The following is an 11,993-nucleotide window of genomic DNA, read 5'->3' as shown; positions in this document are numbered from 1 at the left end:
TATTTTTTACGTCCGGAGACGTTGATATCAATCCTGCGAGTGCCCACACAGATTGTCTGATAAATTGTTAAAGAGCGTTGCGGTAAGTGCCTTAGCGCCTTACTGCGAGGTGGCGTATATTACGCTTCCCTCCTTCAGAGTCAACATCTTTTTGGGAAGTTTTTCTCTGGCGATTCAGCTTCCTGAACCTCTGACCCGGTGACTCGTAAGCCGTTGTTCCGTGTCAGTGGAGGCGCAGTATAGGGAATTTCTGGGAACTGACAAGGGCTAATTGCAAAAAAACATTCAACTGCTCACTTTTTATGCCAAACCGACGAATTACGAGCTTTTATGACTACTTATTAAACAAAAATGGGCCCGAAGGCCCATTTTTGTTTACGACAGCTATTACTGCTGAGCCACAATGGCTCCTTCTTTTACGTCCATTTCGATCGTTTTACCCGGAACCAGTGCACCAGACAGTATCTGCTGCGCCAGCGGGTTCTCGATCTGCTGCTGAATAGCACGCTTCAGCGGACGAGCTCCGTATACCGGGTCATAACCATTTTCAGCCAGCATATGCAGCGCGGCATCAGAGAGATGTAACTCGTATCCGCGATCGGCCAACCGATCGTACAGCCGCTGCAGCTGAATCTTGGCTATAGAAGCAATGTGCTGCTCACCCAACGGATGGAAGACCACCAGCTCATCTATACGGTTAATGAACTCCGGACGGAAGTGCTGACCTACAACCGTCATGACTACCTCTTTCATTTCCGGATAGCTTAGCGCGCCAAACCGTTCCTGAATCAGATCTGAGCCCAGGTTAGAAGTCATGATCACCACCGTATTACGGAAGTCGACCGTTCTACCCTGCCCATCCGTCAGACGTCCATCATCCAGAACCTGCAATAAGATGTTGAAGACATCAGGGTGCGCCTTCTCCACTTCATCCAGCAGGATCACAGAGTATGGCCGGCGACGTACTGCTTCAGTCAGGTAACCACCCTCTTCATATCCGACATAACCTGGAGGCGCACCAACCAGACGTGAGACCGAGTGCTTCTCCATAAACTCAGACATATCGAGGCGCACCATCGCATCGTCACTGTCGAACATAAAGTTAGCCAGCGCTTTGCACAGCTCGGTTTTACCCACACCTGTCGGGCCCAGGAACAGGAACGAACCAATCGGGCGATTTGGATCGGCCAGACCAGCACGACTACGGCGGATAGCATTCGATACCGCTTCGACAGCTTCATTCTGTCCAATCACGCGCTTATGCAGATCCTGCTCCATACGCAGTAACTTATCCCGCTCCCCTTCCATCATCCTGTCGACAGGGATCCCGGTCCAGCGAGCCAGCACATCGGCAATTTCAACTTCGGTCACGCGATTACGCAACAGTCGCATGGTTTTGCCTTCCGACTGCGTTGCCAAAGCCAGCTGTTTTTCCAGCTCAGGGATTTTCCCGTACTGCAGTTCAGACATCTGCGCCAGATCGCCAAGACGTCGAGCCTGCTCCATCGCCAGCTTCGCCTGTTCCAACTCGGCTTTAATAGTCTGAGTGCCAGAAAGAGAAGCCTTCTCAGATTTCCACTCTTCTTCCAGCTCAGAGTACTCACGCTCTTTCTGGTTCAGCTCATCTTCCAGCATAGAGAGCCGTTTGAGGCTGGCATCGTCCGTCTCTTTCTTCAGAGCCTGCTGCTCCAGCTTCAGCTGGATGATACGGCGGTCCAGACGATCCAGAGATTCAGGTTTCGAATCAATCTGCATACGAATACTGGAACCCGCTTCATCAATCAGGTCGATAGCTTTATCGGGCAACTGGCGGTCTGCAATATAACGATGAGACAACGTTGCCGCAGCCACGATTGCCGGATCGGTAATCTGCACATGGTGGTGAAGCTCATAACGCTCTTTCAAACCACGCAGGATCGCAATGGTATCTTCTACTGTTGGCTCAGCCACAAACACTTTCTGGAAGCGGCGCTCCAGAGCAGCATCTTTTTCAATATACTGACGATACTCATCAAGAGTAGTCGCACCCACACAGTGAAGTTCACCACGAGCCAGAGCAGGCTTCAACATGTTGCCGGCATCCATCGCGCCGTCTGCTTTACCTGCGCCAACCATGGTATGCAGTTCATCAATAAACAGAATGACATTGCCTTCCTGTTTAGAGAGGTCATTCAGCACGGCTTTCAGACGCTCTTCGAACTCACCGCGATATTTCGCACCGGCCACCAGCGCACCCATATCAAGAGAAAGCACCCGGCGCCCTTTCAGACCTTCAGGCACTTCTCCATTAATGATTCGCTGGGCAAGCCCTTCGACAATAGCGGTTTTACCCACGCCAGGTTCACCGATCAGAACCGGGTTGTTTTTGGTACGGCGTTGCAGAACCTGAATGGTGCGACGGATCTCTTCGTCACGCCCAATCACTGGGTCCAGTTTGCCGGACTCAGCACGCTCGGTCAGGTCGATGGTGTATTTATTCAGTGCCTGGCGCTGATCTTCAGCCCCTTGATCGTTCACGTTTTCGCCTCCACGCATTTGGTCAATTGCCTTGCTCAGTTTGTCGCCAGTCACGCCAGCAGATTTCAGAAGATCGGCCAGCGAACCGCGCGACTCAAGAGCAGCCAGAACAAACAGTTCGGATGAAATGAAATTATCAGCACGTTTTTGAGCCAGCTTGTCACAAAGATTCAGAACACGAACCAGGTCCGCCGAAGGCTGAACATCGCCCTCCGTTCCTTCCACCTGTGGCAGACGGCCAATAGCCTGTTCAACACTGCTGCGCAGAGCAGCGGTATCAACACCGGCTGTGGTAAGTAAAGGACGAACGGATCCGCCTTCCTGAGTCAGTAATGCACTCATTAAGTGGAGAGGTTCGATAAATTGATTGTCGCGACCCAGGGCTAAAGACTGGGCATCGGCGAGAGCAAGCTGGAATTTGTTAGTAAGACGATCCAGACGCATAATTCCCCCATTCAGGTCAAATTGCTACTGGAGATTAAATGAGGTCATCCCTCAAATTTTCAAGTTTAATGACCCAAATATTTTGGTGAAATATACATCAATCTGGACCGTCTTATGGCGCTAGGTTATATCAGCCAGATCAAACTTGCCAGACGGCCGGTGACGCCATCGCGTCGAAAGGAGAAGAATTCGGTTGGATTAGAAAGGGTACAAAGCCCGCCACCCGTGATGTGGCGCACTCCGCTGCAGACTAAACGCTCTCTGGCAAGTTGCCAAATATCCGCATAATATTTTTCACCGACAGGCCGGAAAGCCCCGCCACTGTGCATTTTTTGCGCTAAAAAGGCATCCCGAACCTCAGGACCCACCTCAAAAGCCGCTGGCCCGATAGCCGGACCAAGCCAGACTTGTATCTCTTCAGGTGGGGCAATAAAAGCTGCCAGCGTTGATTCCAATACACCCTGGCAAAGACCTCGCCAGCCTGCATGTGCCGCCGCCACTTCTTTGCCGTCTGAAGAACAAAAAAGAACCGGCAAACAATCTGCTGTCATCACCGCACAAGGCACTCCGCGCTGACGAGTATAAACAGCATCAGCCCGCAAAGAGCCCGGTTGGTCGCCCGTCAGGTGAAGCACTTCAGTACCGTGAACTTGTTCAAGCCAGACTGGCATTGCAGGCAGCTCGCCCAGATCAACCAGACGCTGACGATTAGTCTGCACATGCAGAGAATTATCCCCCACGTGCGCGCCAAGATTCAGTGAGTTCCACGGCGGGCAGCTTACGCCACCCGTTCGGGTTGAGCTGCATGCCCGCACATTGGCAGGCCGCGTCCAGTCAGGCGTGATCAGGCTCATTACCAGTCCAACTGATCCTTGAACTCGGCGGTATCCGCTTTCATCTCTGCAATCAAGTCGACCATATCCTGAGGTAACGGCGCATGCCATTCCATTTCTATGCCGCTGATCGGATGGTACAGGCGCAGCATGGTGGCATGCAGAGCCTGACGATCAAACTTACGCAACATAGCAATAAAGGATTCAGACGCCCCTTTCGGCGGACGTGGACGGCCACCGTATAACTGATCGCCCACCAGCGGATGGTTAATGTGCGCCATATGCACACGGATCTGGTGAGTACGGCCTGTTTCCAGACGCAGACGCAAACGCGTATGTACCCGGAAATGTTCCATGATGCGGTAATGCGTGGTGGCTGGTTTACCCGTAGGGTGAACGGCCATATGCGTACGCTTGGTGGAGTGACGGCTGATAGGCTCGTCAACCGTGCCGCCAGCCGTCATTTTACCGATAGCAACCGCTTCATATTCGCGGGTGATTTCTCTTAACTGCAAAGATTCCACCAGATGCGTTTGCGCAGGAACGGTTTTCGCCACGACCATCAGACCCGTTGTGTCTTTATCGAGACGATGAACAATACCAGCACGTGGCACGTCAGCGATGGCCGGGAAGTGATGCAGCAGGGCATTCAGCACGGTTCCATCAGGATTACCGGCACCAGGATGGACAACCAGACCGCGTGGTTTGTTGATGACCAGAATATCTTCATCTTCATAAACGATGTCTAAAGGAATGTCCTGCGCTTCCCAGCGTGCTTCTTCTTCAATTTCGGCATCAATAGCGATTTGTTCGCTACCGAGCACTTTTTCTTTCGGTTTGTCGATGATTACGCCATTGACGGTGACGCGACGGTCGAGAATCCACTCTTTTATGCGAGATCGAGAATAATCAGGGAACAATTCGGCCAAAGCCTGATCTAAGCGTTGTCCGAGTTGCGATTCGGATACCGTTGCGTTGAGTTTTACTTGTTGTGCCATATAAACAGCTTCTTCGTTAACGTTGGGTTTTCACGGCGATGCCGTTTAATATAATGTGCTATTGTACCTGGTCACTATCGGGAGCTACACGGACAGCTTCCTGAATAACACTCTGAGGATAATCAAATCGTCATGACGCGTATGAAATATCTGGTGGCTGCAGCCACGTTGAGCCTGGCATTGGCGGGTTGTTCCGGTTCGAAGGAAACAGTACCTGACAATCCACCGGCTGAAATCTATGCCACAGCCCAGCAAAAACTGCAGGACGGTAACTTTAAAGGAGCAATAACGCAACTGGAAGCGCTTGATAACCGCTATCCGTTCGGCCCTTACTCCCAGCAAGTTCAGCTAGACTTGATCTACGCTTACTACAAAAATGCCGATTTGCCGCTGGCGCAGGCCGCAATTGACCGCTTCATGCGTCTGAATCCAACCCACCCGAATATTGATTACGTGATTTATATGCGTGGTCTGACGGATATGGCGCTGGACGATAGCGCACTGCAGGGCTTTTTCGGCATCGACCGCTCTGACCGCGATCCGACGCATGCGCGTGACGCCTTCCATGACTTCTCTCAGCTGCTGCGCGGTTACCCGAACAGTCAATATGCAACAGATGCAAGAAAGCGTCTGGTGTATCTGAAAGATCGTCTGGCAAAATATGAATTATCCGTTGCTCAATTCTACACTAAGCGTGAGGCTTATGTCGCAGTAGTTAACCGTGTTGAGCAAATGATGAAAGATTATCCAGACACTCAGGCTACGCGCACGGCACTGCCGCTGATGGAAAATGCTTACCGTCATCTGCAGTTAACAGCCGAAGCGGATAAAGTCGCTAAATTGATTGCGGCAAATCAGGCTTAAGCGTTGAAAACGAAAAATGGCAGCCAGTGGCTGCCATTTTTTTTGCTCAGAATACCTGCGATTTGGCCGGTTCCCTTCTGAGTTATCCAGTCAATAATGCCCGCTAAAAACCGCCCCGACAACCCCCATTTAAGCATTTCCCCTCCTACTTCACAGATTTTCCCACCTTGACAAAAAGTGACAAAAAAACGTGATGTGAATCACGCATTAACCGCTTTTTCAGGGTATGCTGGACCTACATTCGACGGAAATGACAGAGAGGTAAGCACTATGGTTCTGAACATTACCAGCAAGCACATGGAAATCACTCCGGCTATCCGCCAACATGTCGAAGACCGTCTCGCCAAGCTCGAAAAATGGCAAACTGACCTGATAAAACCCCATATCGTTCTTTCAAAGGAGCCGAAGGAATTTGTCGCTGATGCCACGATCAATACGCCCAATGGCCCTCTGGTGGCCAGCGCGAAACATGCTGATATGTACACGGCTATCAACGATCTGATCGGAAAACTGGAACGCCAGCTGAACAAGGTTCAGCACAAAGGTGAAGCGCGCCGCGCCAGTGCCAGTGTCAAAGACCTAAGCGTCATCGATCAGGAATAAACGTCAAAAAGAAGATAACGCGCCCCAGGGCGCGTTTTTTATTGACAGAGAGAAATTGCAGCGGTTACTTTAAACGCTCTTCAGTTCCGGATACCACAATGAAAAAACGGCCGTTCTTCTTCGCATTCTTTTTTACCTTCCCCTGACTTGGGAGGCAATTCGTCGTGTAAGAATGAATGCGAAGACGAACTACAAAGCCTCCCAAGCGGGAGGCTTTTTTTTTATGAACATCTGACAGGTAGCATTATGACCCCTGAGAATCCCCTGCTGGGCCTGCGCGATAAAATCAGCGCGCTGGATGAACAACTGCTGAACATGCTTGCCCAACGCCGGGCGCTGGCGATTGAGGTTGCGAAGGCGAAGATGGCAACCCATCGCCCTATCCGCGACATCGACCGCGAGCGAGACCTGCTTGAGCATCTGATTACCCTTGGCAAAGGCCACAAATTGGATGCACATTACATTACCCGCCTGTTTCAGCTGATCATTGAAGACTCAGTGCTGACTCAGCAAGCTCTACTACAAAAGCACCTTAACAAGACCACCGCTCAATCAGCCCGCGTAGCTTTCCTCGGCCCGAAAGGTTCCTACTCTCATCTGGCTGCCCGTCATTACGCAGCGCGCCACTTCGAGACGTTCATTGAAAGCGGCTGCCTGAAATTCCAGGATATCTTCAATCAGGTTGAAACCGGCCAGGCGGACTACGCGGTCTTGCCGATTGAAAATACCAGCTCAGGCTCGATCAACGATGTGTATGACCTGTTGCAGCTGACCAGCCTCTCCATCGTTGGTGAGATGACTATCCCGATCGATCACTGCGTGCTGGTCAATGGCAGCACTGACCTGCAGCAAATTGAAACGGTTTACAGTCATCCGCAGCCTTTCCAGCAGTGTAGCCAGTTCATCAACCGCTATCCGCACTGGAAAATTGAGTACACCGAAAGTACGGCAGCCGCGATGGAAAAGGTTGCTGCCATGAATTCGCCAAAAGTCGCCGCCATTGGCAGCGAAGCTGGCGGAGAACTTTATGGGCTTCAGGTGCTGGAACGTAACCTGGCGAATCAGAAGCAAAATATTACCCGCTTCATTATCCTCGCCCGTAAACCTGTAGAAGTCACGCCGCAGGTCCCAGCCAAAACCACGCTGATTATGGCCACCGGCCAGCAGGCGGGCGCACTGGTAGAAGCCCTTCTGGTTCTTCGTCAGCACAATCTGGTGATGAGCAAGCTGGAGTCTCGTCCAATCAACGGCAATCCATGGGAAGAGATGTTTTATATCGACTTCCAGGGCAACCTGCGTTCGGATGAAGTTCAGCAGGCGTTAAAAGAGCTGACGCCAATTACCCGCTCCCTGAAAGTACTTGGCTGCTATCCAAGCGAAAACGTCATCCCGGTGGAACCTGAATAAGCCTTTAACGTTTTGTCCCTCAGCCGTCTCACCGACGGCTGAGCCATCTTCCCTTTGTTTGCGCAGAATCATTTCCCCCTTTCGACCGTACGCTATATCATGTTTTATATAACGTCACTCAGGGATCCTCCATGTTGCGCGCTTTCAAGACTGCTGCTCTCACCGTTTTACTTACCCTTCTCCCTTTTTGTTCCCAGGCTTCCCGTCAGGTCACCGATCAGTTAGGTCGACAGGTTACTATCCCGGATCAGGTTGATCGCGTGGTGGTTCTGCAACATCAGACGCTGAACCTGCTGGTTCAGCTGGACGCGACTAACACCCTCGTAGGCATTCTGGGTAACTGGAAACAGCAGTTGGGAGACGGCTATGAACGTCTTGTTCCCCAACTGAACAGCATTCCTGCACTGGGCGATTTAACGCATGTTGATGTGGAAAAACTGGTCGCGCTTCACCCACAGGTGGTTTTTGTCACCAACTACGCGCCAAAAGAGATGATCGATCAGATTCAAAACCTCGGCATGGCAGTGATTGCAATTTCACTGCGTAGTGGCGATGGGAAACAACAGGACAAACTTAACCCTGAATTACTGAATGAAGATCAGGCTTATAACCAGGGATTGAAGGAAGGGATCAAATTGATCGGCGAAGTGGTGAATCATCAGCAGCAGGCTGAAGCCTTGATCAAAGCGACCTTTGACGAACGCCAGCAAACGGCGAATCGACTGAAAGACCTCCCTGCCGATCGCCGCATCCGCGCTTATCTGGCCAATCCAGACCTGACTACTTATGGCTCAGGAAAGTACACCGGTTTGATGATGGCTCATGCTGGCGCATTGAATGTGGCTGCCTCCACGGTCAAGGGCTATAAACAGGTTTCGATGGAGCAAATCATCGCCTGGAACCCGCAGGTTATCTTTGTGCAGGACCGTTATCCAAAGGTAATCGATGAGATCAATCAGCAGCCAGCCTGGCGGGCCGTTGACGCCGTCAGGAATCATCGCGTGTATCTGATGCCTGAGTATGCCAAAGCCTGGGGTTACCCAATGCCGGAAGCGCTGGCGCTGGGTGAACTGTGGATGGCGAAGAAGCTGTATCCTGAGAAATTCAGCGATATCGATATGCAGAAGAGGGCAGACAGCTGGTATCAACGTTTCTACCGAACTCACTATGTGGGCAGCAACTGATGAGCAGGATAAAGGTATTAGCGGCAGGCAGCCTGCGGGTCGTCTGGCCAACACTAATTTCTGCATTCGAACGGGAAAGTGGCGTTACCGTAACGACTGATTTCGGCCCTGCAGGCCTGCTTCTGCAGCGCATTGAACAAGGCGAACGTTGCGATCTGTTTGCTTCTGCCAACTCAGCCCATCCACAAAGCTTAGTTAACAAAGGAAGCGCGTTGGACATCGGCCTGTTCACCCACAATAAACTCTGCCTGAGCGTAACCACTAAGCTGGCTGCTGAAGGTCGAGACTGGTTGGATCTGCTGCTGGACCCGACCTTGCGCCTGGCTACGTCCACGCCGTTAAGCGATCCGTCTGGTGACTATACCTGGCAACTGTTTGAACGCATTGAAGCGACTCATCCTGGAAAAGGTAACGCACTAAAAAAGCGAGCAATGACGCTGGTAGGTGGGCCGCAAAGTGCAGCCATTCCACCCGGAGAGCTGGCCGCCAGCTGGCTACTGAGCAGTGGACAAGCTGAGATGTTTATTGGCTACCAGAGCTACGCGCCATTGCTGAAGGCTGGAGGAGAAGTGGTGACCATTGCCATTCCTGCGCCCTGGCAAATTAAGGCTGAGTACGGATTTGCTTTATGCCAGGAAAGCGCGAGGCCGCTGGCAGCATTTTTACTGTCGGCAAAGGCTAAGCAGATATTTAAAGCGGCGGGGTTTTGCAGTGAATAGAAAAAGGCCGTTTCCGGCCTTTTTCTCAGAGATTACGGTCGGCTGTCATTCGCCTGACGCAGCAGCGTGCGGCTTTCCAGCATGAAGCGTTGGGCATAATCGCCAAACCAGTGTTCCACTTTGCGGAAGCTGGTGATAAACGCCTGCTTATCACCCTGCTCCAGCAGCTTGATAGCTTCACCAAATCGCTGATAGTAGCGTTTGATTAGCGCCAGATTGTTCTCTGAAGACATAATAATGTCTGCATACAGCTGCGGGTCCTGAGCAAACAGTCTGCCCACCATCGCCAGCTCCAGCCGGTAAATTGGCGAGGAGAGCGCCAGTAGCTGCTCAAGCTGCACATTCTCTTCAGCCAGATGTAAACCGTAAGCGAAGGTGGCAAAGTGACGCAGTGCCTGAATAAAGGCCATGTTCTGATCGTGTTCCACCGCGCTGATACGGTGTAAACGCGCACCCCAGACCTGAATCTGCTCCAGTAACCATTGATAGGCTTCGGGCTGACGGCCATCACACCAAACCACCAACTGCTTGGCAAGGCTACCGCTGTCCGGGCCAAACATTGGGTGGAGGCCTAATACCGGACCACTGTGAGCGGCCAGCATTGCCTGCAACGGACTGTTTTTAACCGAAGCCAGATCGACCAGAATACAGTCCTCAGGCAGCGGCGGTAGCCCGGCAATGACCTGCTCGGTAAGATGGATCGGGACGCTGATGATCACCATGCCAGCATCAGAAAACAGACTGTCAGCCTGATCCCAGTCTTCTTTATCCAGAATTTTCACCTGATAGCCAGACAGCGTGAGCATCTTTTCAAACAGACGCCCCATCTGCCCTCTGCCACCAACAATCACCACCGGACGAAGATCGGGATTCAGCGTTTTGAAACCTTTATCATTTTCACTGGTATAGGATTCACGCATCACCCGGCGAAGAATATCTTCAATCAGGTCAGGCGGAACGCCCAGCAGCTCAGCTTCTTTGCGCCGTGAAGCCAACATTGAGGCTTCACGCTCTGGAACATAAATGGGTAATCCATAACGGCTCTTTACCTCGCCGACTTCAGCGACGAGGTGCAGACGTTTGGCCAGCAGATCGAGCAGCGCTTTATCAACTTCATCAATTTGATCGCGTAGCGCGGTCAGTTCAGCCACCATAATTAATCCTCTTGCGACAGACGCGCCGCCAGCACTCCGTTCAGATCCTGATGAATATCACGCAGTAAGGTTTCCGTGGTTTCCCAGTTGATGCAGGCATCCGTCACGGAAACACCGTAGCGCATATCGCTGCGCGGTTGCTCGGAAGACTGGTTGCCTTCGTGAATGTTGCTTTCCAGCATCAGGCCCATAATTGAACGGTTGCCGTCTTTGATCTGCGCTACCGCAGATTCAGCCACACCGGACTGACGACGAAAATCTTTGTTAGAATTGCCATGGCTGCAATCTATCATCAAGGAAGGACGGAGTCCCGCCTGAAGCATCTCTTTTTCACACTGAGCGACATCTTCCGGGCCGTAGTTCGGGCTTTTGCCCCCACGCAGGATCACGTGTCCATCCGGGTTGCCCTGAGTCTGCAACAGGCAAACCTGGCCACTCTGGTTGATGCCAACAAAGCGGTGTGGCATCGAAGCCGCACGCATGGCGTTGATTGCCGTGCCCAGGCTGCCATCGGTGCCATTTTTAAAACCAACCGGCATCGACAGGCCGGAAGCCATTTCGCGGTGAGTCTGGGATTCAGTCGTACGAGCACCAATCGCAGACCAGCTGAACAGGTCGCCAAGGTATTGCGGACTGTTAGGATCCAGCGCTTCGGTAGCCAGCGGCAGGCCCATTTCAACTAAATCCAACAGCAGACGACGGGCAATGTGCAGACCCGCTTCCATATCGAAAGAGTTATCCATGTACGGATCGTTGATCAAGCCTTTCCAGCCAACGGTGGTACGAGGTTTTTCAAAATAGACACGCATAACAATATACAACTGATCCTTCAGTTGATCGGAGAGACCTTTCAGCTGACGAGCATAGTCCAGAGCGGCTTCAGTATCGTGAATAGAGCATGGGCCACAGACCACTAACAGACGGTGATCTTTGCCGCTGGTGATATCGGCAATGGTCTGGCGGGAAGCGGTGATTTGTGCTTCCAGGGCTGCATTCAGCGGGAACTGTTTTTTCAACTCTTCTGGTGTGATCAGAATTTGTTCGCCAGCGATATGGACATTGTTAAGCGCGTCTTTTTGCATGATGGTCATCCTGTTTCTCTCGGTATGCGTAGGTCAGCCCTCTATGGGGTGAACGTTAATGTATCATAAGCGATACAAAACTCAATCCATCTATGTACACTTTTGTTACCACAACAAAAATTTACCTGACAATTAAAAATAAATTACATATAAATCAATGCAATAAATGCAATTTACACCACCCAACC

Annotated in this window: 11 protein-coding genes and 1 other annotated feature; of the genes, 6 read left to right on the top strand and 5 right to left on the bottom strand. The window is 51.6% G+C overall.

Features of this window, described 5'->3' with window-relative positions:
• Positions 1-387: 387 nt before the first annotated feature.
• The 3 genes from clpB to rluD all read right to left on the bottom strand — a co-directional run bounded on the left by clpB (position 388) and on the right by rluD (position 4,792).
• Positions 388-2,961, bottom strand: a complete 2,574-nt coding sequence (gene clpB / locus WCC56_RS05570; protein WP_424691418.1) for an ATP-dependent chaperone ClpB — start codon at positions 2,959-2,961, stop codon at positions 388-390.
• Positions 2,962-3,086: 125 nt separating this feature from the next.
• Positions 3,087-3,815 (bottom strand): purine nucleoside phosphorylase YfiH, encoded by a 729-nt coding sequence (gene yfiH, locus WCC56_RS05565; protein WP_424691417.1) that lies wholly within the window; start codon positions 3,813-3,815, stop codon positions 3,087-3,089.
• Positions 3,815-4,792, bottom strand: coding sequence for a 23S rRNA pseudouridine(1911/1915/1917) synthase RluD (rluD, locus tag WCC56_RS05560; RefSeq protein WP_424691416.1), 978 nt, complete (start codon positions 4,790-4,792; stop codon positions 3,815-3,817). Before rluD ends, yfiH begins: the two co-directional genes overlap by 1 nt.
• A gap of 132 nt (positions 4,793-4,924) precedes the next feature.
• Here rluD and bamD point away from each other — a divergent pair, with 132 nt between their 5' ends.
• From bamD to WCC56_RS05530, 6 genes are all read left to right on the top strand, one after another.
• Positions 4,925-5,656 (top strand): outer membrane protein assembly factor BamD, encoded by a 732-nt coding sequence (gene bamD / locus WCC56_RS05555; protein ID WP_338557645.1) that lies wholly within the window; start codon positions 4,925-4,927, stop codon positions 5,654-5,656.
• Positions 5,657-5,926: 270 nt separating this feature from the next.
• The gene (raiA, locus tag WCC56_RS05550) at positions 5,927-6,259 is read left to right on the top strand and encodes a ribosome-associated translation inhibitor RaiA (protein WP_424691415.1); all 333 of its coding nucleotides are present in this window, start codon (positions 5,927-5,929) and stop codon (positions 6,257-6,259) included.
• A 97-nt stretch (positions 6,260-6,356) separates the two neighbouring features.
• Positions 6,357-6,482 (top strand) — a sequence feature (Phe leader region).
• A complete protein-coding gene (locus WCC56_RS05545; protein ID WP_424691420.1) occupies positions 6,358-6,405 on the top strand; it encodes a hypothetical protein in 48 nt (15 codons plus the stop codon). (Overlaps the previous feature by 48 nt.)
• A 23-nt stretch (positions 6,483-6,505) precedes the next feature.
• Complete coding sequence (pheA, locus tag WCC56_RS05540; RefSeq protein WP_424691414.1) at positions 6,506-7,666, top strand: bifunctional chorismate mutase/prephenate dehydratase; 1,161 nt, start codon at positions 6,506-6,508, stop codon at positions 7,664-7,666.
• Between the two features lie 131 nt (positions 7,667-7,797).
• Positions 7,798-8,850 carry an ABC transporter substrate-binding protein gene (locus tag WCC56_RS05535; RefSeq protein WP_424691413.1) on the top strand — a complete coding sequence of 351 codons (1,053 nt, stop codon included), beginning with the start codon at positions 7,798-7,800 and terminating at the stop codon, positions 8,848-8,850.
• Positions 8,850-9,569, top strand: a complete 720-nt coding sequence (locus WCC56_RS05530) for a substrate-binding domain-containing protein (protein ID WP_424691412.1) — start codon at positions 8,850-8,852, stop codon at positions 9,567-9,569. The genes WCC56_RS05535 and WCC56_RS05530 overlap by 1 nt, the downstream gene beginning before the upstream one ends.
• 32 nt (positions 9,570-9,601) lie before the next feature.
• On the opposite strand, the gene tyrA is transcribed toward WCC56_RS05530, so the two are convergent.
• A complete protein-coding gene (gene tyrA, locus WCC56_RS05525; RefSeq protein ID WP_424691411.1) occupies positions 9,602-10,723 on the bottom strand; it encodes a bifunctional chorismate mutase/prephenate dehydrogenase in 1,122 nt (373 codons plus the stop codon).
• 2 nt (positions 10,724-10,725) lie between these two features.
• Positions 10,726-11,805, bottom strand: coding sequence for a 3-deoxy-7-phosphoheptulonate synthase (locus WCC56_RS05520; RefSeq protein ID WP_424691410.1), 1,080 nt, complete (start codon positions 11,803-11,805; stop codon positions 10,726-10,728).
• Positions 11,806-11,993: the final 188 nt, after the last annotated feature.

This window comes from Erwinia sp. (assembly GCF_049696395.1).
Lineage (GTDB): Bacteria > Pseudomonadota > Gammaproteobacteria > Enterobacterales > Enterobacteriaceae > Erwinia.
This window is presented reverse-complemented; position numbering and strand designations above follow the sequence as displayed.

What these genes read in the sequence shown, in the direction of transcription:
- clpB (WP_424691418.1), bottom strand. Translation starts at nt 2,961, where the DNA reads ATGCGTCTGGATCGTCTTACTAACAAATTCCAGCTTGCTCTCGCCGAT.
- yfiH (WP_424691417.1), bottom strand. Translation starts at nt 3,815, where the DNA reads ATGAGCCTGATCACGCCTGACTGGACGCGGCCTGCCAATGTGCGGGCA.
- rluD (WP_424691416.1), bottom strand. Translation starts at nt 4,792, where the DNA reads ATGGCACAACAAGTAAAACTCAACGCAACGGTATCCGAATCGCAACTC.
- bamD (WP_338557645.1), top strand. Translation starts at nt 4,925, where the DNA reads ATGACGCGTATGAAATATCTGGTGGCTGCAGCCACGTTGAGCCTGGCA.
- raiA (WP_424691415.1), top strand. Translation starts at nt 5,927, where the DNA reads ATGGTTCTGAACATTACCAGCAAGCACATGGAAATCACTCCGGCTATC.
- pheA (WP_424691414.1), top strand. Translation starts at nt 6,506, where the DNA reads ATGACCCCTGAGAATCCCCTGCTGGGCCTGCGCGATAAAATCAGCGCG.
- WCC56_RS05535 (WP_424691413.1), top strand. Translation starts at nt 7,798, where the DNA reads ATGTTGCGCGCTTTCAAGACTGCTGCTCTCACCGTTTTACTTACCCTT.
- WCC56_RS05530 (WP_424691412.1), top strand. Translation starts at nt 8,850, where the DNA reads ATGAGCAGGATAAAGGTATTAGCGGCAGGCAGCCTGCGGGTCGTCTGG.
- tyrA (WP_424691411.1), bottom strand. Translation starts at nt 10,723, where the DNA reads ATGGTGGCTGAACTGACCGCGCTACGCGATCAAATTGATGAAGTTGAT.
- WCC56_RS05520 (WP_424691410.1), bottom strand. Translation starts at nt 11,805, where the DNA reads ATGCAAAAAGACGCGCTTAACAATGTCCATATCGCTGGCGAACAAATT.